Origin of the sequence: Pseudomonas chaetocerotis, assembly GCF_015712105.2 — a bacterium.
GTDB classification, from domain to species: domain Bacteria; phylum Pseudomonadota; class Gammaproteobacteria; order Pseudomonadales; family Pseudomonadaceae; genus Aquipseudomonas; species Aquipseudomonas chaetocerotis.
Genome location: NZ_JACFYX020000001.1, coordinates 427,186 through 448,884 on the forward strand (window position 1 = coordinate 427,186; position 21,699 = coordinate 448,884).

Annotated in this window: 17 protein-coding genes; all 17 read left to right on the plus strand. The window is 64.2% G+C overall.

The features are described from left to right. Positions 1-13: 13 nt before the first annotated feature. The 17 genes from accC to H3221_RS02085 all read left to right on the plus strand — a co-directional run bounded on the left by accC (position 14) and on the right by H3221_RS02085 (position 21,668). Positions 14-1,369: an acetyl-CoA carboxylase biotin carboxylase subunit gene (gene accC / locus H3221_RS02005; RefSeq protein ID WP_192980112.1), complete on the plus strand. Its 1,356-nt coding sequence runs from the start codon at positions 14-16 to the stop codon at positions 1,367-1,369. 129 nt (positions 1,370-1,498) lie between these two features. After that, a complete protein-coding gene (prmA, locus tag H3221_RS02010) occupies positions 1,499-2,377 on the plus strand; it encodes a 50S ribosomal protein L11 methyltransferase (protein ID WP_196473854.1) in 879 nt (292 codons plus the stop codon). Positions 2,378-2,430: 53 nt separating this feature from the next. Next, entirely contained in the window at positions 2,431-3,690 is a 1,260-nt protein-coding gene (locus H3221_RS02015) for a DUF3426 domain-containing protein (RefSeq protein WP_196473855.1), read from the plus strand. Between the two features lie 229 nt (positions 3,691-3,919). Then, positions 3,920-4,918, plus strand: a complete 999-nt coding sequence (gene dusB, locus H3221_RS02020; RefSeq protein ID WP_196473856.1) for a tRNA dihydrouridine synthase DusB — start codon at positions 3,920-3,922, stop codon at positions 4,916-4,918. After that, on the plus strand, positions 4,915-5,235 hold the full coding sequence (gene fis, locus H3221_RS02025) for a DNA-binding transcriptional regulator Fis (protein WP_159970230.1): 321 nt from the start codon (positions 4,915-4,917) through the stop codon (positions 5,233-5,235). Before dusB ends, fis begins: the two co-directional genes overlap by 4 nt. A gap of 74 nt (positions 5,236-5,309) precedes the next feature. Further along, positions 5,310-6,917, plus strand: coding sequence for a bifunctional phosphoribosylaminoimidazolecarboxamide formyltransferase/IMP cyclohydrolase (gene purH / locus H3221_RS02030; RefSeq protein WP_196473857.1), 1,608 nt, complete (start codon positions 5,310-5,312; stop codon positions 6,915-6,917). A gap of 115 nt (positions 6,918-7,032) precedes the next feature. After that, the gene (gene purD, locus H3221_RS02035; protein ID WP_196473858.1) at positions 7,033-8,322 is read left to right on the plus strand and encodes a phosphoribosylamine--glycine ligase; all 1,290 of its coding nucleotides are present in this window, start codon (positions 7,033-7,035) and stop codon (positions 8,320-8,322) included. Positions 8,323-8,437: 115 nt separating this feature from the next. Further along, the gene (locus tag H3221_RS02040) at positions 8,438-11,218 is read left to right on the plus strand and encodes a hybrid sensor histidine kinase/response regulator (RefSeq protein ID WP_196473859.1); all 2,781 of its coding nucleotides are present in this window, start codon (positions 8,438-8,440) and stop codon (positions 11,216-11,218) included. 280 nt (positions 11,219-11,498) lie between these two features. Further along, a complete protein-coding gene (locus H3221_RS02045) occupies positions 11,499-12,092 on the plus strand; it encodes a MarC family protein (RefSeq protein ID WP_045734008.1) in 594 nt (197 codons plus the stop codon). Positions 12,093-12,359: 267 nt separating this feature from the next. Further along, on the plus strand, positions 12,360-14,159 hold the full coding sequence (gene atzF, locus H3221_RS02050; RefSeq protein WP_196473860.1) for an allophanate hydrolase: 1,800 nt from the start codon (positions 12,360-12,362) through the stop codon (positions 14,157-14,159). Between the two features lie 8 nt (positions 14,160-14,167). Beyond that, positions 14,168-14,896 carry a GntR family transcriptional regulator gene (locus tag H3221_RS02055; RefSeq protein ID WP_196473861.1) on the plus strand — a complete coding sequence of 243 codons (729 nt, stop codon included), beginning with the start codon at positions 14,168-14,170 and terminating at the stop codon, positions 14,894-14,896. A gap of 50 nt (positions 14,897-14,946) precedes the next feature. Next, positions 14,947-16,212 carry an urea ABC transporter substrate-binding protein gene (gene urtA / locus H3221_RS02060; protein WP_196473862.1) on the plus strand — a complete coding sequence of 422 codons (1,266 nt, stop codon included), beginning with the start codon at positions 14,947-14,949 and terminating at the stop codon, positions 16,210-16,212. Between the two features lie 111 nt (positions 16,213-16,323). After that, complete coding sequence (gene urtB / locus H3221_RS02065) at positions 16,324-17,892, plus strand: urea ABC transporter permease subunit UrtB (RefSeq protein ID WP_196473863.1); 1,569 nt, start codon at positions 16,324-16,326, stop codon at positions 17,890-17,892. Next, a complete protein-coding gene (gene urtC, locus H3221_RS02070; RefSeq protein WP_196473864.1) occupies positions 17,892-18,983 on the plus strand; it encodes an urea ABC transporter permease subunit UrtC in 1,092 nt (363 codons plus the stop codon). Before urtB ends, urtC begins: the two co-directional genes overlap by 1 nt. Next, entirely contained in the window at positions 18,980-19,822 is an 843-nt protein-coding gene (urtD, locus tag H3221_RS02075) for an urea ABC transporter ATP-binding protein UrtD (protein WP_196473865.1), read from the plus strand. The genes urtC and urtD overlap by 4 nt, the downstream gene beginning before the upstream one ends. An 84-nt stretch (positions 19,823-19,906) precedes the next feature. Beyond that, entirely contained in the window at positions 19,907-20,605 is a 699-nt protein-coding gene (gene urtE / locus H3221_RS02080) for an urea ABC transporter ATP-binding subunit UrtE (RefSeq protein ID WP_196473866.1), read from the plus strand. 226 nt (positions 20,606-20,831) lie between these two features. Beyond that, a complete protein-coding gene (locus H3221_RS02085; RefSeq protein WP_196473867.1) occupies positions 20,832-21,668 on the plus strand; it encodes an urease accessory protein UreD in 837 nt (278 codons plus the stop codon). Positions 21,669-21,699 lie beyond the last annotated feature (31 nt).

A 21,699-nucleotide genomic window follows, 5' to 3' on the forward strand; every position in this document is an offset into this window, starting at 1 on the left:
CGGGGAGCCTGCAATGCAGAAGCTGGAAAAAGTCCTTATCGCCAACCGTGGCGAAATCGCCCTGCGTATCCTGCGCGCCTGCAAAGAGCTGGGTATCAAGACGGTTGCCGTGCACTCCACCGCCGACCGCGAACTGATGCACCTGGGCCTGGCCGACGAGTCCGTCTGCATTGGCCCGGCAGCCGGCGCTCAGTCTTACCTGAACATCCCGGCCATCATCAGCGCAGCTGAACTGACCGGTGCCACGGGCATCCACCCGGGCTACGGCTTCCTCGCCGAGAACGCCGACTTCGCCGAACAGGTGGAGAACTCCGGTTTTGCCTTCATTGGCCCGAAAGCCGACACCATCCGCCTGATGGGCGACAAGGTATCGGCCAAGGAAGCCATGATCAAAACCGGCGTCCCGGTGGTTCCCGGTTCCGACGGCCCGCTGCCGGAAGACGAGGAAGAAGCTCTGCGCATCGCCCGTGAAGTGGGCTACCCGGTGATCATCAAGGCCGCTGGCGGCGGCGGTGGTCGCGGCATGCGCGTGGTGCACAAGGAAGAAGACCTGATCAAATCGGCCAAGCTGACCCGCACCGAAGCCGGTGCTGCGTTCGGCAACCCGATGGTCTATCTGGAAAAGTTCCTCGGCAACCCGCGCCACGTCGAAGTCCAGGTGCTGTCCGACGGCCAGGGCAACGCGATTCACCTGTACGACCGTGACTGCTCGCTGCAGCGCCGTCACCAGAAGGTGATCGAAGAGGCTCCGGCCCCGCTGATCGACGAGAAGGCCCGCGCCGAAGTGCTCAAGCGTTGCGTCGATGCCTGCATCGAGATCGGCTACCGTGGCGCCGGCACCTTCGAGTTCCTCTATGAAGACGGCCGTTTCTACTTCATCGAGATGAACACCCGCGTTCAGGTGGAGCACCCGGTCACCGAAATGGTCACGGGTATCGACATCGTCAAGGAGATGCTCAGCATCGCCGCTGGCAACAAACTGTCGATCAAGCAGGAAGACGTGAAGATCCTCGGTCACTCGGTCGAGTGCCGGATCAACGCCGAAGACCCGGACAACTTCATGCCCAGCCCCGGCAAGGTCAAGCATTTCCATGCGCCGGGCGGCAATGGCGTTCGCGTCGACTCGCACCTGTACAGCGGCTATAGCGTTCCGCCGCATTACGACTCGCTGATCGGCAAGCTGATCACCTTCGGCAAGGACCGTGACGAGGCCATGGCCCGTATGCGCAACGCTCTGGACGAGATCGTGGTCGACGGCATCAAGACCAACGTGCCACTGCACCGCGACCTGACCCGCGACAAGGGTTTCGTCAAAGGTGGCGTGAACATCCATTATCTGGAAAAGAAACTGGGTATGGACAAGCACTGAGTCCATGACCTGCTGCATCACAGGGGCTGCCGTCGGGCGGCCCCTGTCGTTTCAGCGGTCGAACTGGCAAGCCGCCCGCCCCTTCAAGTAAGCTGCGCGGCCAAACGCGCGCCCTTCATGAGGTTTTCCATGCCCTGGCTACAAGTCCGTCTCGCCATCACTCCTGAGCAGGCAGAAACCTACGAGGATGCCCTGCTGGAAGTCGGCGCCGTATCGGTAACCTTCATGGACGCCGAAGATCAGCCGATCTTCGAGCCGGATCTGGGCACCACGCCGCTGTGGTCGAATACTCACCTGCTGGCCCTGTTCGAGGCCGACACCGACGAAACCGCCCTGCTCGCCCACCTGCAGTTGCTGTGTGGCGGCGCGCTGCCAGAGCATCATGTCGAGCGCATCGAGGATCAGGACTGGGAGCGCAGCTGGATGGATGGCTTCCAGCCCATGCGCTTCGGCCAACGCCTGTGGATCGTGCCAAGCTGGCACGCCGCGCCGGAGCCGGACGCCGTCAACCTGCTGCTCGATCCGGGCCTGGCCTTTGGCACCGGCACCCATCCGACCACCGCACTGTGCCTGGAATGGCTCGATGGCCAGAACCTGGACAACTGCAGCGTGCTCGACTTCGGTTGCGGCTCGGGCATCCTCGCCATCGCCGCACTGTTGCTCGGTGCACCGCAGGCAGCGGGTACCGATATCGACCCGCAAGCCCTGGAAGCCTCGCGCGACAATGCCTCGCGCAACGGTATCGATCCGGCGCGCTTCCCGGTGTATCTGCCTGCCGACCTGCCGCAGCAGCCTGCCGACGTGGTCGTCGCCAACATTCTCGCCGGCCCGCTGGTTTCCCTGGCACCTCAGATCACCACACTGGTCAAAGGCGGTGGACGCCTGGCGCTGTCGGGTATCCTCGCCGAGCAGGCCAAGGAAGTCCGCGCCGCCTACGCAGGTGCCTTCGACCTCGACCCGACGGCCATCAAGGACGGCTGGGTGCGCATCAGCGGCGTCAAGCGCTGAACCGCGCGCAGTCGTTGCGTTAGACTAGCTGCTTGGATTTTCCGGACCCGCGCATGAGCGAAAGCCACGTCACCCAGTGCCCCAATTGCCGTACCAGCTTCCGCGTCAGTCAGGCGCAGCTGGCTGCTGCCCATGGCGCAGTACGCTGCGGTGCCTGCCTGCACGTGTTCAACGCCGCCGAGCAACTGTTCGGCCCCCGTGCAGCCGCACCTGCGCCAGCGACCGCCAAAACGGTAAGCACTGCGGTCAAGGCCCAACCCGACACCCGCACCAAGTCGCCAGCGTCCAATCCCGCCGACGATACCCTGTGGATTCATGACGACCTCGACCTCGACAACCTCGATCTCGATGAGGAACTGGCCAGGCTGGAAGAGCAGGAACAGCAGCTGTCGCAGCAGTTCCTCGCACTGGAACAGGCGCCGCGCTATGCCGAGAATTTCGCCAGCCGCGCAACGGACGAGCACGACGACACGCATGACGAGGCCTGGGCCGAAGCCCTGCTGCGCGACGAGCCAGTCAAGCGCGAGCGCGACAGCTTCGAGCTGCAACCAACCGAAGAGCAGCCGGAGCCCACCGCTGCACCTGAGCCCAAAGCTGCCATTGAGTTCATTCCTCCCGCCACATCCCGCAAGCAGCCCATCGCCGATGACCTCGACGAATCCGCTGAGCCGCGCCTGGGTGATATCGATGACGAGCAACAGGACGAAGGTCTGCGCACGGAGCGTGAAGAGTCCAAGGCAATGCGCAACGAGCCGGGTCTGCGTGAGGAGCGCCTGTTCGAACTGGACGACGAACCCTTGCAACTCGACTGGAGCCAGCCACAGAGCACGTCATGGGGGCGCCTGCTCGGCTGGGGAGTGCTCAATCTCCTGGCGGCTGGCGGCCTGCTGGCACAATACGCCGCCTACAACTTCGATGAACTGGCACGCCAGGACCGCTATCGCCCCTGGTTCGAACAACTGTGCCCGAACATCGGCTGCACCCTGCCATCGAAAGTGGACATCAGCCAGATTCGCAGCAGCAACCTGGTAGTACGCAGCCACCCGGAATTCTCCGGCGCCCTGATCGTCGACGCCATCCTTTATAACCGCGCTTCCTTCGCCCAGCCCTTCCCGCTGCTGGAGATGCGCTTCGCTGACCTGGGTGGCCAACTGGTCGCCAGTCGTCGCTTCAAACCCAGCGAGTACCTGGCCGGCGAGCTGGCCGGACAGAGCGAGATGCCACCGCAGACGCCCATCCACATCTCCCTGGACATCCTTGATCCGGGCACCCGCGCGGTGAATTACAGCCTGAGCTTCCACTCGCCCGAGTAGTCTGGAGACGGCGCGACCCGTGGTCGCAGGCCTTCCATCTAACTACTGGCGATAAGCCCATAGCTGTTCAGAATTTGTTCAAAACGACCTTTATCCGGTCATCCAGAGCGGGTATCATGCCCACCCTTTCGCGAGCACCGACCCACCGCCGTTTCCCCTGAGGACACAGTGGAGGGCGGGTGTTGATCGCCCTTTGTCTCAACTGCGCACCAACAAGCAGGGACGCCCCATGTCGGCCCCATGTATTGGCCCTTACACATTGCCCAATCGGTTGATCCTGGCCCCCATGGCCGGCGTCACCGATCGCCCGTTCCGCCAACTGTGCCGCCGTCTCGGTGCCGGCCTGGTGGTGTCGGAGATGGTCACCAGCGATGTGCGCCTGTGGAATAGCCGCAAGTCCAGCCTGCGCTTGCTGCACGCTGGTGATCCCGAGCCGCGCTCGGTACAGATCGCCGGTGGTGATCCGCAGATGATGGCCGACGCGGCGCGCAAGAACGTCGAGTTGGGCGCGCAGATCATCGACATCAACATGGGCTGCCCGGCCAAGAAGGTCTGCAACAAGGCCGCCGGCTCCGCCCTGCTGCGCGACGAGCCGCTGGTACGGGAAATCCTCGCTGCCGTGGTCGGTGCGGTGGACGTGCCGGTGACGCTGAAGATTCGCACTGGCTGGGACCGCCAGAACAAGAACGGCATTACCGTGGCGAAAATCGCCGAAGATGCCGGCATTGCTGCGCTGTCCGTACACGGCCGCACCCGCGCCGACCTTTATACCGGCGAAGCCGAGTACGACACCATCGCCGCCATCAAGCAGGCGATATCGATTCCGGTGTTCGCCAATGGCGACATCGACTCTCCACAGAAGGCCAAGGCCGTGCTCGACGCCACTGGCGCCGACGCGCTGCTCATTGGTCGCGCCGCCCAGGGGCGGCCGTGGATCTTCCGTGAAATCGAGCACTACCTGAGTACTGGCGAAACCCTGCCGGCACCGGGCCTGCCCGAAGTGGAATGCATTCTGCTAGAACACCTGGCCGCACTGCACGCCTTCTACGGCGAATTGATGGGCACGCGTATCGCCCGCAAGCATGTCGGCTGGTATCTGGCAACCCTGCCGGGCGCCAGGGAGTTTCGCGCCCAATTCAACCGTCTGGACAGTACGGACGCACAGTGCGCCCACGTTCGCGCGTTCTTTCGCGAACGGCACAACGATGGAAACGAGGTGGCCGCATGACGTTGATGACAGAGACCTTAGTGAGTGGAACTGCACCCGTGAGTGACAACACCAGCCTTAAACAGCACCTGAACACGCCGAGCGAAGAGGGCCAGACCCTACGCGGCGCCGTTGAGAAGGCGCTGCACAATTACTTCGCCCATCTCGAGGGCGCGGACGTCACCGACGTGTACAACCTGGTGCTCACCGAAGTCGAAGCGCCACTGCTGGAAACCGTCATGAATTACGTGAAAGGTAACCAGACCAAGGCCTCCGAACTGCTCGGCCTGAACCGCGGTACGCTGCGCAAGAAGCTCAAGCAGTACGACCTGCTGTAACCCTGAACTCCCGAAAAGGGCGGCCCGCATGAGCCGCCTTTTTTGCTGATATCCCCGCTCTGATGGATAGTGAAATGACCGACCAGACCACCCTTCTGCCCGTCCGCCGCGCGCTGATCAGCGTTTCCGACAAGACCGGTGTCCTCGAATTCGCTCGCGAACTGGCGGCACTCGGTGTCGAGATTCTTTCCACCGGCGGCACCTACAAGCTGCTCAAGGACAACGGCGTAGCCGCAGTGGAAGTAGCCGACTACACCGGCTTCCCGGAGATGATGGACGGCCGCGTCAAGACCCTGCACCCGAAGATTCACGGCGGCATCCTCGGCCGTCGTGCGCTGGACGGCGCGGTGATGGACGAGCACGGCATCAAGCCGATCGACCTGGTGGCGGTCAACCTCTATCCCTTCGAAGCCACCGTGGCCAAGCCTGATTGCGACCTGGCCGACGCCATCGAGAACATCGACATCGGTGGTCCAACCATGGTCCGCAGCGCGGCGAAGAACCACAAGGACGTCGCCATCGTGGTCAACACTGGCGATTACGCCGGCATCGTCGCCTCCCTCAAGGCTGGCGGTCTGAGCTACGCCCAGCGCTTCGACCTGGCACTCAAGGCCTTCGAGCACACCGCGGCCTACGACGGCATGATCGCCAATTACCTGGGCACCATCGACCAGGCGCGTGACACCCTGTCCACCGAGGGCCGCGGCGCCTTCCCGCGCACCTTCAACAGCCAGTTCGTCAAGGCGCAGGAAATGCGCTACGGCGAGAACCCGCACCAGAGTGCGGCGTTCTATGTCGAAGCGAAGAAGGGCGAAGCCAGCGTTTCCACCGCAATCCAGTTGCAGGGCAAGGAACTGTCGTTCAACAACGTGGCCGACACCGACGCCGCGCTGGAATGCGTGAAGAGCTTCGTCAAGCCGGCCTGCGTCATCGTCAAGCACGCCAACCCCTGCGGCGTGGCCGTGGTACCGGAAGACGAGGGCGGCATCCGCAAGGCCTACGACCTGGCCTACGCCACCGATACCGAATCGGCGTTCGGCGGCATCATCGCCTTCAACCGCGAGCTGGATGGCGAAACCGCCAAGGCCATCGTCGAGCGTCAGTTCGTCGAAGTGATCATCGCCCCGAAAATCAGCGCCGCCGCCCGTGAAGTGGTGGCCGCCAAAGCCAACGTGCGCCTGCTCGAATGCGGCGAGTGGCCGGCCGAGCGTGCTGCGGGTTGGGACTTCAAGCGCGTCAATGGTGGCCTGCTGGTGCAGAGCCGCGACATCGGCATGATCGCAGCGTCCGACCTGAAGATCGTGACCCAGCGCGCGCCGAGCGAGCAGGAAATCCACGACCTGATCTTCGCCTGGAAAGTGGCCAAATTCGTCAAATCCAACGCTATCGTCTACGCCAAGAACCGCCAGACCGTGGGTGTCGGCGCCGGCCAGATGAGCCGCGTCAACTCCGCCCGTATCGCCGCGATCAAGGCCGAACACGCCGGCCTGCCGGTGCCCGGTGCGGTGATGGCCTCGGACGCCTTCTTTCCCTTCCGCGACGGCATCGACAACGCGGCCAAGGCCGGCATCACCGCCGTGATTCAGCCCGGTGGCTCGATGCGCGACAACGAAGTGATCGCTGCTGCCGACGAAGCGGGGATTGCCATGGTGTTCACTTCGATGCGCCATTTCCGTCATTGATTGGCCGGTGGATGGCTTCGGCCATCCACCCTACGTCACCCTGATTTCGTAGGGTGGATAACGCTTTTCTTATCCACCAACCGGGCCAACGGCCCGCCTCCACAAGGAGACAGACATGAATGTACTGATCATCGGCAGCGGCGGTCGCGAACACGCCCTGGCCTGGAAAGTGGCGCAGGATCCGCGCGTCGAGAAAATCTTCGTCGCCCCAGGCAACGCCGGCACCGCTGTCGAAGCCAAGTGCGAAAACGTCGCCATCGATGTGCTGGCTATCGAGCAGTTGGCTGACTTTGCCGAGAAGAACGTGCAACTGACCATCGTCGGCCCGGAAGCGCCGCTGGTCAAAGGCGTGGTCGACCTGTTCCGCAGCCGCAAGCTGGATATCTTCGGCCCCACCGCCGCAGCCGCTCAGCTGGAAGGTTCCAAGGCGTTCACCAAGGATTTCCTTGCGCGCCACAAGATCCCCACCGCCGATTACCAGAACTTCACCGAGATCGAACCGGCGCTGGCCTACCTGCGCGAGAAGGGTGCGCCCATCGTGATCAAGGCCGACGGCCTGGCCGCAGGCAAGGGCGTGATCGTCGCCATGACCCTGCAGGAAGCCGAAGACGCGGTGCGCGACATGCTCGCCGGTAACGCCTTCGGTGAGGCCGGTTCGCGCGTGGTGATCGAGGAGTTCCTCGACGGCGAAGAAGCCAGTTTCATCGTCATGGTCGACGGCGAGAACGTGCTGCCGATGGCCACCAGCCAGGATCACAAGCGCGTCGGCGACGGCGACAGCGGCCCGAATACCGGCGGTATGGGCGCGTATTCGCCTGCGCCGGTGGTCACCGCCGAGGTGCACAAGCGTGTGATGGACGAGGTGATCTACCCGACCGTGCGCGGCATGGCCAGCGAAGGCAACGTCTACACCGGCTTCCTCTATGCCGGCCTGATGATCGACAAGGCTGGCAAGCCCAAGGTCATCGAGTTCAACTGCCGCTTCGGCGACCCGGAAACCCAGCCGATCATGTGCCGCCTGGAAAGCTCCCTGGTGCTGCTGGTCGAGGCTGCACTGGCCAAGGCGCTGGACAAGGTCGAAGCGACCTGGGATCCGCGTCCGACCGTGGGTGTGGTGCTGGCCGCTGGTGGCTACCCAGGCGACTACGCCAAAGGCGACGTCATCGAAGGCCTCGATGACGCCGCCAAGCTCGACGGCAAGGTGTTCCACGCCGGTACTGCGCTGAAAGACGGCCAGATCGTCACGGCGGGCGGCCGCGTGCTGTGCGCCACCGCCATCGGTCGCACGGTGGCCGAGGCCCAACAGCAGGCCTACCGCCTGGCCGAGAAGATTCGCTGGAACGGCATGTTCCATCGTAACGACATCGGTTATCGGGCTATCGCCCGCGAACGCGGCGAAGACTAGGGTCAGAGCCGTTCGACGAATGCGGCGCGGATAGCGTAAAAAGCCCTACCGCGCCGTATTCTCGCGAGCAAATGCTTGGCTATAATCCGGCCACTCATTTAGAAGGATTTTGCCCGTGCGCCGGCTCAGGATTGCCATCGGACTATTCGCCAGCATGCTGTTTATCAGCTTTGCGCTGACAGCCAGTGCGAACTCAGCCCCGACCAGCACGCACAGCTGGTCCTATCTGGTCGACGCCAGCGCCCGCCTGGGCCTCGAAGAAGTCCGCGCCCAGCGCCAGCAGTTCAAGCCTCTCAGCAAGCAGTCCTTCACCTTCCCGCCCAGTGACCATGCCGTCTGGCTTCGTGCCGAGCTAGCTGCGCAGCAGCAGCCCGCCTGGCTGTGGATCTTCTCACCACGGGTGCAGTACCTCGATTACTACCTGCTGAGAGACGGCCAGCTGGAGCAGAACCTGCACACCGGCGAAGCCATGCCGCTGGATTCGCGACCGCTGCCGTCGCGCTTCTACCTGATGCCGTTGCCGAATGACGGCCAGGCTCGCGTCGCCTATGTGCGCCTGACCTCCAACCACCCGCTGATGACCTGGTTCAAGGTGATGGATCAGGCCGAACTGGTCAGCCTGGAAAAGCCCGCCTACCTCTACGGCATGCTGTTCGGTGCTCTGCTGCTGCTGACCCTGTACAACCTCATCCGCTTCATCTACAGCCGCAGCTCCAGTGGCCTGTGGCTGGCCGGGGTGAACATCGGCCTGGCCGTGTGCTCGTCGGCCAACCTCGGCATCTTCGCCCAATGGCTGCCCGGCCTGGGTTACAACCAGTCACTGGTCGCCGACCTCTCCGCGCTGTTCGCCGCCTTCAGCGTCCTCGCCTTTGGCCTCGGATTCATGCATGGCACGCCCGTTCAGCACAGCCCACTCAATCGCCTGTTGCAGGGCAACGCCCTGTTGATACTGGCTTACGCCCTGTGCATCGTCGTCACCGGGCTGTTCTGGTACAGCTCGCTGGTCTACCTGCTCGTGGCCTTGAGCGCAATCAACCTGCTGCTGGTGAGCAGCCGGCACTGGCGCTCCGGTTATCAGCCAGCGCGCCTGATCGCCCTGGGCATGCTGGTCTTCAACATGGGCTTCGGCTTCTTCGTGCCGGTGCTGCTCGGCTTCGATCAGCTCAATCCGGGTTGGCTGGTGCTGGGCGTGTTCAGTGTCGCCACCCTGGCTGGCCTGATTCTCAGCGTGTCGCTGACCGAACGGCAGCGGCAGATCCAGCGCGACACCCTGCAGGAAAGCACCGCCCTGGCCGCCAGCAGCGCCGAGCTGCGCGCCAAGGCCGAATTCCTGGCCAAGATCAGCCATGAGATCCGCACGCCGATGAACGGTGTGCTGGGCATGACCGAGCTGCTGCTGGGCACGCCACTGTCGGCCAAGCAACGCGACTACGTGCAGACCATCCACAGCTCGGGCAACGAGCTGCTCACCCTGATCAACGAAATCCTCGACATATCCAAGCTCGAATCCGGGCAGATCGAGCTGGACGACGTGCAGTTCGATCTCGGCGCACTGATCGAGGACTGCCTCGACATCTTCCGCGCCAAGGCCGAACAGCAGCGCGTGGAACTGATCAGCTTCATCCAGCCGCAGGTACCGCGCGTGATCAGCGGTGACCCTACGCGCCTGCGCCAGGCCCTGCTGAGCCTGCTGGACAACGCCTTCAAGCAGACCGACGAGGGCGAGATCCTACTGGTCGCCGCCCTGGACAGCAGCGACGGCCAGCATCGCCTGCGCGTCGCCGTACAGGACAGCGGCCGTCCGCTGCTGCCGGAAGAGCGCGACGCGCTGCTCAATGCCGAACTGCAGAGCCGCGATTTCCTCTCTGCCACTCGTCTAGGCGGGCGTCTCGGCCTGATCATCGCGCGCCAGTTGGTGCGCCTGATGGGCGGCGAGTTCGGCATCCAGGGCAGCGGCAACCAGGGCACTACCCTGTGGCTGACCCTGCCGCTGGACGCCGCGCGCCTGGAACAGCCGGAAGCCGATCTGGACAGTCCACTGCAGGGCGCGCGCCTACTGGTGGTGGACGACAACGACACGTGCCGCAAGGTGCTGATGCAGCAGTGCAACGCCTGGGGCATGCAGGTCAGCGCCGTGCCCTCCGGCAAGGAGGCCCTCGCTCTGCTGCGCACCAAGGCGCACATGCGCGAATACTTCGATGCGGTACTACTCGACCAGGACATGCCCGGCATGACCGGCATGCAGTTGGCCGCCAAGATCAAGGAAGACCCGAGCCTCAACCACGACATCCTGATCATCATGCTCACCGGCATCAGCAACGCGCCGAGCAAGGTGATCGCGCGCAATGCCGGGATCAAGCGCATCCTGGCCAAGCCGGTGGCTGGCTATACACTCAAGACCACCCTGGCCGACGAACTGGCCCAGCGCCCCAACGACACCCCGGCGCAGGCCGCACCGACACCGGTCAGCACACCACTGAACGTACCGACCGACTTCCGCATCCTGGTCGCCGAGGACAACAGCATCTCCACCAAGGTGATCCGCGGCATGCTCGGCAAGCTCAACCTCAAGCCGGACACGGCCAGCAACGGCGAGGAAGCCCTCAGTGCAATGAAGGCCCAGCCTTACGACCTGGTGCTGATGGATTGCGAGATGCCAGTGCTCGATGGCTTCTCGGCTACCGAACAGCTGCGCGCCTGGGAAAAGAGCGAGAAGCGTCCGCGTACGCCGGTGGTGGCGCTGACCGCGCATATCCTGAGCGAACACAAGGAACGCGCGCGCGCCGTCGGCATGGACGGCCACATGTCCAAACCGGTGGAGCTGTCGCAGCTGCGCGAACTGATCGAGCACTGGATCGCCGAGCGTGAACTGCGTCGCCAGCGGGAAGTGTCTTAGAGACTGTTCACAATCTCGCGAGCTAGAACACTGCAAGGCACAACGACCAGCGGGAGTAACAGCCGAAGGCTGGCCCGCAGAGCGAGCGCCAGCGAGTCAAACAGGCGAGGAAGCGGAGTCTACGAGTTGTTAATAAGCGTTTGACCGGGCTGGCGTTCCAGCCTGTTTTTAACCCAGCAGGGTCGACGCGTAGCAGATCGTGAACAAGTTCTTAGGGCGGGTGACCCCGCCTGACTAACGATGGCGGGTTGCACCCGCCCTACTCTCAAACGAGCGCCCCATGTCCGAGTTGTTCAGCCTGTACCTGAAGATGCTGGTGCTCTACAGCCCCTTCTTCGTCCTCTCCTGTTTTATCGGCCTCAGCCGCGGCTACACCCTCAAGGAGCGCAAGCGCCTGGCCTGGAAGGTGGCGCTGGCCACACTGATCGCCAGCGTGCTGCTGTACCTGTTCGGCAAGCACATCTTCACCCTGTTCGGCATCACCATCGACGCCTTCCGTATCGGTGCTGGGTCGGTACTGTTCATCTCCGCCCTCGGCATGGCCCAAGGCAAGTCGGCGGTGCAGAGCGACAACGTGCAGCAGGACGTGACCATCGTGCCATTGACCATTCCCATCACCGTCGGTCCCGGTACCATCGGCGCCCTGCTGCTGATGGGCGCCAGCCAGCCGCACTGGGACGACAAGCTGGTGGCGGTGGCGGCGATCTTCCTCGCCAGCCTCACCGTGGGCGTGGTGCTGTACCTGTCCAACCAGTTCGAGCGCCTGCTCGGTGACCAGGGCCTGCAGATCGTCAGCCGACTGATGGGCCTGTTCGTCTGTGCCCTCGCCGCACAGATCATCTTCACCGGGGTGAAGAACTACCTGGTGCCCTGAGACAGCCGGGCCGGCAGCAACTTCGCCCCCCCGGTGCGCATGGCGCACCCTACCTAACCTCTGCAGGCCCCACAGTCCCGTTGGTGCGCCGTGCGCACCAACCGCTCACTGCACCATCTGCTTGCAGCACAGCTCCGGCTCGGTGCACGCCATCCAGCATTCGCCCCTCCGACACCCGCTGATCCCGCGGTAACACGGGCGTTCGGGGAACTGGCATCGTCATTGCTCTGCTGATCCCAACTTGGATACAAGATGGAATCTCGAAGCATGTCCAACGCACCGATCGCTTTCACCCTCGCGCAGTGGCAACAGGCCTACCGCGGCGGCCAATCCCCTGCCGAACTGCTGCACGCCCTGCGCCTGCAACTGCGCACTGACGACAGCGCCTGGATCGCCCTGGCCAGCGAAGCGCAGCTAAACGCTCAACTCGATGCCCTGGCCAGCGCACTTGAAAGCGCAGCCGGCGACCTGAGCACGCTGCCGCTTTACGGTGTGCCCTTCGCCATCAAGGACAATATCGACGCCGCCGGCTGGCCGACCACGGCCGCCTGCCCCGAGTTCGCCTATCAGGCCGAGGCCGATGCCACCGTGGTCGCTCGTCTGCGCGCCGCCGGCGCCATCCTCATTGGCAAGACCAACCTCGACCAGTTCGCCACCGGCCTGGTCGGCACCCGTTCGCCTCACGGCGCGGTGCCCAACAGCTTCAATCCGGATTACGTCAGCGGCGGTTCCAGCTCCGGCTCGGCCAGCGTGGTCGCGCGCGGCCTGGTGCCCTTCTCGCTCGGCACCGATACCGCCGGATCGGGCCGCGTACCAGCCGGTTTCAACAATATCGTCGGGCTCAAGCCGACCAAGGGCTGGCTGCCGAACACCGGCCTGGTGCCGGCCTGCCGCACGGTCGACTGCATCTCGGTATTCGCCCTGACCGTCGCCGATGCCCTGACCGTAGCCAACATTGCTGGCGGCTATGACGCCGCCGATGCCTACAGCCGCAAGAACCCTAACAACGCCAAGGTCGGTATGCCAGTCCAGCCGCGCCTGGCCGTGCCGGCCAACCCCGAGTTCTTCGGCGATAGCCAGAACCAGGCCGTCTATGAGACAGCCCTCGGCAAGCTGCGCGAACTGGGCGCCGAGCTGGTGGAAATCGATTTCGCCCCCTTCCAGCAACTGGCCGAGCAGCTTTACTACGGCCCCTGGGTCGCCGAACGCACCGTCGCGGTAGAGGGTGTGAACCCCGAGCACATCAACCCTGTGGTGCGCGGTATCGTCGAAAACGGCCACAGGTACAGCGCCTGCGACGCCTACAAGGCCGAGTACATTCGCGCCGAGTTGAGCCGCACCATCAACGATGCCCTGGCCGGCTTCGACGCCATGGTGGTGCCGACCTCGCCAACCCTCCGTACTCTGGCCGAGATGGAAGCAGAACCGGTGCTGTTCAACAGCCAGTTCGGCACCTACACCAACTTCACCAACCTCGCTGACCTGTCAGCCCTGGCCGTGCCAGCGGGCCTGCGCGCCGACGGGCTGCCAGCCGGCATCACTCTGCTCGCCCCGGCCTGGCATGACCAGGCACTGGCCGCCTTCGGTCAACGCTGGCAGCAGGCTGTCGATCTGCCGCTGGGCGCCACCGGCAAACCGCTGCCAAAGCAGACCGCCAGCGACAAGCCGGCGCCCGGCTGCATCCGTGTTGCCGTGGTCGGCGCGCATCTGACCGGCATGCCGCTGAACGTCCAACTCACCACGCGCGATGCCGTGCTGGTGGAGCAGACCACCAGCGCCGTCAGCTACCGCCTCTTTGCCCTGCCCGGCACCGTGCCGCCCAAGCCGGGCCTGGCACGTGTGGCCGAGGACGGCGCGGCGATCATCGTCGAGCTGTGGGACGTGCCGCAGGCGCGCTTCGGCGAATTCGTCGCCGAAATCCCGCCGCCGCTGGGCATCGGCAACCTGGAACTGGCCGACGGACGCTGGGTCAAGGGTTTCATCTGCGAGCCCTATGCGCTCGATGGCGCGCGTGACATCACCAGCTTCGGTGGCTGGCGCGCGTTCATCGCCAGCACCAAGGCCTGAGCCCGTTCATGCCACGTGCCACTGAGCGCCCGCAGAGCCTGGCTGAGCGTACCTACGCAAGGCTCAAGGACGATATTTTCGAATTCCGCCTGATGCCCGGTGACCGTTTCTCCGAAGGCGAGGTCGCCGCGCGCATGGCGGCCAGCCGCACGCCGGTACGCCAGGCGCTGCACCGCCTGCAGCGCGAGGGTTTTCTCGATGTGCACTTTCGCAGCGGCTGGCAGGTGCGCCCACTGGACTTCGTGCAGTTCGACGAATTGTACGAGCTGCGCATCGTCCTCGAACTGGACGCCGTGCGCCGCCTTTGCCAGCGCCCCACGGACGAACAACCACCTGCACTGCAGGCCCTGAAGCGCACCTGGTTGGTGCGAGAAGAGGCGCGACTGCAAGACGGCGCCGCCGTTTCGCGCCTCGATGAGGCGTTCCATTGCCAACTGCTGGAGGCCGCCGGCAACCAGGAGATGGCCCGCGTTCACCGCGAGGTCAGCGAAAAGATCCGCATTCTAAGGCGGCTGGATTTCACTCAGGCACAACGCATCGACCTGACCTACGCCGAACACGGACAGATTCTTCAGGCAATCCTGACTCGTCGCTCAGAAGAGGCACAGCAATTGCTCAAGAGCCATATAGAGGTCAGCAAGGCAGAGGTGCATTCGATCACCTTGCACAAGCTCTACGGCGCTCGCCAGCACGTAGAGCCCATGCCGGAACAACCGGGCCATGACCTTCACGTATGACCAATAACAACGCTGTCCACTGACTCACACTTGTGAATGGAGATCGCACCATGCAACGTCGCAGTCTGATCAAGGCCTTTACCCTTTCCGCTTCCATCGCCGCCATGGGCCTGTCCTGGTCCATCCAGGCCGCCGAGACCATCAAGGTCGGCGTCCTGCACTCGCTGTCCGGCACCATGGCCATTTCCGAAACCTCGCTCAAAGACATGGCGCTGATGACCATCGACGAGATCAACGCCAAGGGTGGTGTACTCGGCAAGCAACTGGAAGCGGTGGTGGTCGACCCGGCCTCCAACTGGCCGCTGTTCGCCGAGCGTGGTCGCCAGCTGCTGACCCAGGACAAGGTCGCGGTGACCTTCGGCTGCTGGACCTCGGTATCGCGCAAGTCCGTGCTGCCGGTCTATGAAGAGCTCAACGGCCTGCTGTTCTACCCGGTGCAGTACGAAGGCGAAGAGATGTCGCCGAACGTGTTCTACACCGGCGCAGCGCCAAACCAGCAAGCCATCCCGGCGGTGGAATACCTGCTCAGCGAAGACGGCGGCGCCGCCAAGCGCTTCTTCCTGCTCGGCACCGACTACGTCTACCCGCGCACCACCAACAAGATCCTGCGCGCCTTCCTCAACAGCAAGGGCATCGCCGACAAGGACATCGAAGAGGTCTACACCCCCTTCGGTCATAGCGACTATCAAACCATCGTCGCCAACATCAAGAAGTTCTCCGCTGGCGGCAAGACCGCCGTGGTTTCCACCGTGAACGGCGACTCCAACGTGCCCTTCTACAAGGAACTGGCCAACCAGGGCCTGGAAGCCACCGATGTGCCGGTGGTGGCCTTCTCCGTGGGTGAAGAAGAACTGCGCGGCATCGACACCAAGCCGCTGGTCGGCCATCTGGCGGCCTGGAACTACTTCCAGTCCGTTGAGAACCCGGTCAACGAGAAGTTCGTCGCCGACTGGAAGGCCTACGCCAAGGCGAAGAATCTGCCGAACGCCGACACCGTGGTCACCAACGACCCGATGGAAGCCACCTACGTGGGCATTCACCTGTGGGCGCAAGCCGTCGAGAAAGCCGGCACCACCGACGTCGACAAGGTGCGTGAAGCCATGGCTGGCCAGGAGTTCGCGGCGCCGAGCGGCTTCACCCTGAAGATGGATGAGAAGAATCACCACCTGCACAAGCCGGTGATGATCGGCGAGATCCAGGAAGACGGTCAGTTCTCCGTGGTCTGGGAAACCGAAGGCCCGGTTCGCGCCCAGCCGTGGAGCCCCTTCATCGAAGGCAACGACAAGAAAGCCGATACCCCGGTGAAGTCGAACTAAGGCAAAAGCCTCTCCCTGCGCTGGCCGCGCAGGGAGGGGACAACCGTAGCCCGGATGCAATCCGGGGAGAGCTGCCCCGGATTGCATCCGGGCTACGCCAAGGACCCCCTCATGCCCACTGCCCTTACCCGAATTCTCCTGAGCCTGCTGCTGTTGCTGCCACTGGCGGCGCAGGCTGGTGAGGCCGACGATTTCGTCGCCGCCAACGCCAGCAAGCAGGCCAAACTGCTGCAGAACTGGGCCGCCGCGCCCAAAACCGAACGCATGCCACTGCTGCAAGCCCTGCAGCAGGGCCGCGTCGGCAGCGATGCCGACAAACGTGCCTTCATCGAGCAGGACGACACCTGGCAAGCCGCAGGTGGCGCAGCCGAGGCCAACGGTACGCCGCGCAAAGTGCGCCTGAACAACCGCCTGCGCGGCCTGATTGCCTTCGCCGTGGCCAGCCATCAATTGCTCGACGACGATGCCGCCTTACGCCTCGGCGCCGCCCAACACTTGCAACGCAACACACCGCCGGCGCTGCTGCCTTTGCTGGAAAACCGCCTGAGCATGGAAGCCGACGAGAACGTGCGTGACGCCATTACCCTGGCCCTGGCCAACCTGCAGCTGGAGGCCAGCGACCCGGCCGTGCGCCTGGCCGCCGTGGAGCGCCTGGGCAAGACCGGCGACCCGCTGGCCCGCACGCGCCTGCAAAGCCTGCTCGATGGCGAGGAAAGCGATACTGCCGTGCGCACTGCCGCCGAGCAGAGCCTGGCCCAGGTGAAGAACAAACTGCTGATCGGCGAACTGCTCGGCCAGGCCTTCAGCGGCCTGTCGCTGGGATCGATCCTGCTGCTCGCAGCCCTGGGTCTGGCCATCACCTTCGGCCTGCTCGGGGTGATCAACATGGCCCATGGCGAAATGCTGATGCTCGGCGCCTACACCACCTACGTGGTGCAGCTGAGCTTCCAGCGCCTGGCCCCCGAATACCTGACGCTCTATCCGCTGGCTGCGTTGCCTGTCGCTTTTCTGGTCACCGCCTGCATCGGCATGGCCCTGGAGCGCACGGTGATCCGCCACCTCTATGGCCGCCCGCTGGAAACCCTGCTGGCCACCTGGGGCATCAGCCTGATCCTGATCCAGCTGGTGCGCGTCACCTTCGGCGCGCAGAACGTCGAAGTGGCCAACCCGGCCTGGCTGTCCGGCGGCATGCAGGTGCTGCCCAACCTGGTGCTGCCCTACAACCGCATCGTCATCATCGGCTTCGCGCTGTTCGTCGTGGTCCTGACCTGGCTGCTGTTGAACAAGACGCGCCTGGGCCTGAACGTGCGCGCAGTGACGCAGAACCGCAACATGGCCGCCTGCTGTGGCGTGCCCACCGGCCGCGTAGACATGCTGGCCTTCGGACTCGGTTCGGGCATCGCCGGCCTTGGCGGCGTGGCCCTGAGCCAGATCGGCAACGTCGGCCCGGACCTCGGCCAGAGCTACATTATCGACTCCTTCCTGGTGGTGGTGCTCGGCGGCGTCGGCCAGCTGGCCGGTAGCGTACTGGCCGCCTTCGGCCTCGGCGTGGTGAACAAGTTCCTCGAACCGCAGATCGGTGCCGTACTCGGCAAGATCCTCATCCTCGCGCTGATCATTCTGTTCATCCAGAAACGCCCGCAAGGCCTGTTCGCATTGAAAGGAAGGGTGATCGACTGATGACCATGCCACTGAATCAAACGCTGCTGGCCCGCGCCAGCGCCAAACTCGGCCCGCAGGTATCCATCGCCATCGGCCTGATGGTGCTGGCGATCCTGCTGGCCATGCCGTTGCTGCATCTGCTGCCGGCCGACCATGCCCTGCACGTCTCGGCCTACAGCCTGACGCTGGTGGGCAAAATCCTCTGCTACGCCATCGTCGCCCTGGCCCTGGACCTGGTTTGGGGCTACGCCGGCATGCTGTCGCTGGGCCATGGCCTGTTCTTCGCCCTCGGCGGCTATGCCATGGGCATGTACCTGATGCGTCAGAGCGCAGGGGATGGCCTGCCGGCCTTCATGAGCTTTCTGGCCTGGAGCGAACTGCCCTGGTATTGGTACGGCACCTCCAGCTTCCTCTGGGCCATGTGCCTGGTGGTGCTGGCGCCCGGCCTGCTGGCGTTGGTATTCGGCTTCTTCGCCTTCCGCTCACGGATCAAGGGCGTGTACTTCTCGATCATGACCCAGGCGCTGACCTTCGCCGGCATGCTCTTGTTCTTCCGCAACGAAACCGGTTTCGGCGGCAACAACGGCTTTACCGGATTCACCCGCATCCTCGGCTTCGACATCACCGCGCAGGGCACCCGTGCCGTGCTGTTCTTCGCCACCGTGGTGCTGTTGGTGGGCAGCCTGTACCTGGGCTTTCGCCTGGCCCGCAGCAAATTCGGCCGGGTGCTCACCGCCCTGCGTGACGCCGAGAACCGCCTGATGTTCTGCGGCTACGATCCGCGCGGCTACAAGCTGTTCATCTGGGTATTGAGCGCGGTGTTGTGTGGCCTGGCCGGTGCGCTGTACGTGCCGCAGGTGGGCATCATCAACCCCAGCGAGATGGCGCCGACGCAGTCCATCGAGGCCGCCGTCTGGGTCGCCCTGGGCGGTCGCGGCACGCTGATCGGCCCGCTGCTCGGCGCTGGTCTGGTCAACGGCATGAAGAGCTGGTTCACCGTGGCCTTCCCCGAATACTGGCTGTTCGCACTGGGCGCGCTGTTCATCGTCGTCACGCTGTTCCTACCGCGAGGGGTCGTCGGTCTGCTTCGCAAGGAGAAGGATCAATGAAAGCCACTCCGGTACCCGAAACCATGCTTGAAGCCGCCTTCGACCCCACCGGCCTGGCGCTGGACACCGGCAAGAACGTCGGCAAGGGCGTCAACGTCCGCCACGGCACCATCCTTACCCTGGAAGACATCAATGTCAGCTTCGACGGCTTCAAGGCGCTGACCAACCTGACGCTGTACATCGGCGTCGGCGAGCTGCGCTGCATCATCGGCCCCAACGGCGCCGGCAAGACCACCATGATGGACGTGATCACCGGCAAGACCCGACCCGACAACGGCGTGGCCTACTTCGGCGAACAGTACGACCTGAGCGCCATGAGCGAGGTGGAAATTGCCCAGGCCGGCATCGGCCGCAAGTTCCAGAAGCCGACGGTGTTCGAGGCACTGACGGTGTTCGAGAACCTGGAGCTGGCGCAGAAGACCAACAAGTCGGTATGGGCCAGCCTGCGCGCCAAACTCAGTGGCGAGCAGAAGGATCGTATCGAGGAAGTGCTGGGCACCATCCGCCTGGAAACCTCGCGCAACCGCCCGGCGGGCCTGCTCTCTCACGGTCAGAAGCAGTTCCTCGAGATCGGCATGCTGCTGATGCAGGAGCCGCACCTGCTGCTGCTCGACGAACCGGTGGCTGGCATGACCGATGCCGAGACCGAGTTCACCGCCGAGCTGTTCAAGTCCCTGGCGCGCAAGCACTCGCTGATGGTAGTCGAGCACGACATGGGCTTCGTCGGCTCCATCGCCGATCACGTCACCGTGCTGCACCAGGGCAGCGTGCTGGCCGAAGGCTCGCTGGAGCAGGTACAGAACGACGAGCGGGTGATCGAGGTTTATCTCGGTCGCTGACACTCGGTGCGCACGGCGCACCCTGCCCGGCGCGGCGTATCCCGTAGGGTGCGCCACGCACACCGCATGCTTGAGGACATCGATATGCTGCAAGTTGAGCAACTCCACCAGTATTACGGCGGCAGCCACATCCTCCGTGGCCTGTCGTTCGACGTGAAGGTCGGCGAGGTCACCTGCCTGCTCGGCCGCAACGGCGTGGGCAAGACTACCCTGCTCAAATGCCTGATGGGCCTGATCCCGGCCAAGGACGGCAACGTGCAATGGGAAGGCAAGCCAATCACCGGCTTCAAACCGCACCAGCGCGTGCACGCCGGCATCGCCTACGTGCCCCAGGGACGCGAGATCTTCGGCCGCCTGACGGTAGAGGAAAACCTGCTGATGGGCCTGTCGCGCTTTCCCGGCAGCCAGGCCAAGGCCGTGCCGGAATTCATCTACGAGCTGTTCCCGGTGCTGCGCGAAATGAAGCATCGCCGTGGCGGCGACCTCTCCGGCGGCCAGCAACAACAGCTGGCCATCGGTCGTGCCCTGGCCAGCCAACCGCGCCTGCTGATCCTCGACGAACCCACCGAAGGCATCCAGCCCTCGGTGATCAAGGAAATCGGCGCGGTGATCAAGAAGCTCGCCGCCCGTGGCGACATGGCCATCCTGCTGGTCGAGCAGTTCTACGACTTCGCCGCCGAACTGGCCGACCAGTACCTGGTGATGAGCCGCGGCGAGATCGTCCAGCAGGGTCGTGGCGAGAACATGGAAGCCGAAGGCGTGCGCGGGCTGGTGGCGATCTAGAAGAGTGCGCCGCGCGCACCGCGGCGCCCTCGAGACATAGGTTCCCACTGCCGCTTGCAGGAGCGCTTTAGCAGCGGACGGTTCATCGGGAAAGTGTCACAGCCTCTGGTGCGCACGGCGCACCTTACATGAGCGCGACGCGGCGTGTCATGCGCACCGAATTGGTTCAGGGCACGCCTCTTGCTTGCCCACTCGGTCAACTATCCTGCGGAACCGCTGCCCCATCATGAATTTGCCTGCCGCCCTGTTCACGCCAAGCTGGTCTGCCGAGCTGGAACTGGCCTACGCGCGCCACGGCGAACGCACCACACCAGTGCGCAGGCGCCACCTCGGCCCTCTTAGAGTGCAGAAGCACCTGTATGCCGAAGATCCGCAGGTGTGCCAGCACATCATCATCCACCCGCCCGGCGGCATCGCTGGCGGTGACGTTCTGAACATCTCGGCCCATGCCGGCGAAAACACCTGGGTACAGCTCACCAGTCCCGGCGCAGCCAAGTGGTATCGCGCCGCTGGCGTCGCCCGGCAGGATCTGCGCCTGAGCATCGAGGCCGGCGCCACCCTGGAATGGCTGCCGCAGGAAACCATCGTCTACGCCGGCGCCCAGGCCGAACTGCACACGCAGATCGAACTGCACGGTGACGCCCGCCTGTTCTACTGGGATATCGTCGCCCTCGGCCGCCCCGCCGCCGACGAGCGCTTTTCCAGTGGTCACTTCCAGGCTGCGTTGGATATTAGCCGGGATGGCAAGCTGCTCTGGCACGAGCGCCAGCGCTTGACCGGCGGCGATGGCCTGCTCGATTCGGCCATCGGCCTGAACGGCCAACCGGTGTTCGCCACCCTGCTGGTCAGCGGCGAAGTGGACAGCGAACTGCTGGAGCGCTGCCGCGAGTTAAAAATTGAAGGCGTGCGTGGTGACCTCAGCCAACTGTCGGGGCTGCTGGTCGCGCGTTGCCTGGCCAGCGAGGCACTCAAGGCGCGTGCCTGGCTGATCGAACTCTGGCGCCTGCTGCGCCCGACGATGCTGGGGCGCGAAGCAGTGCCACCCCGAATCTGGAATACCTGAGGCGGAGGCTGCCTGCAGCCACCCCATGAAC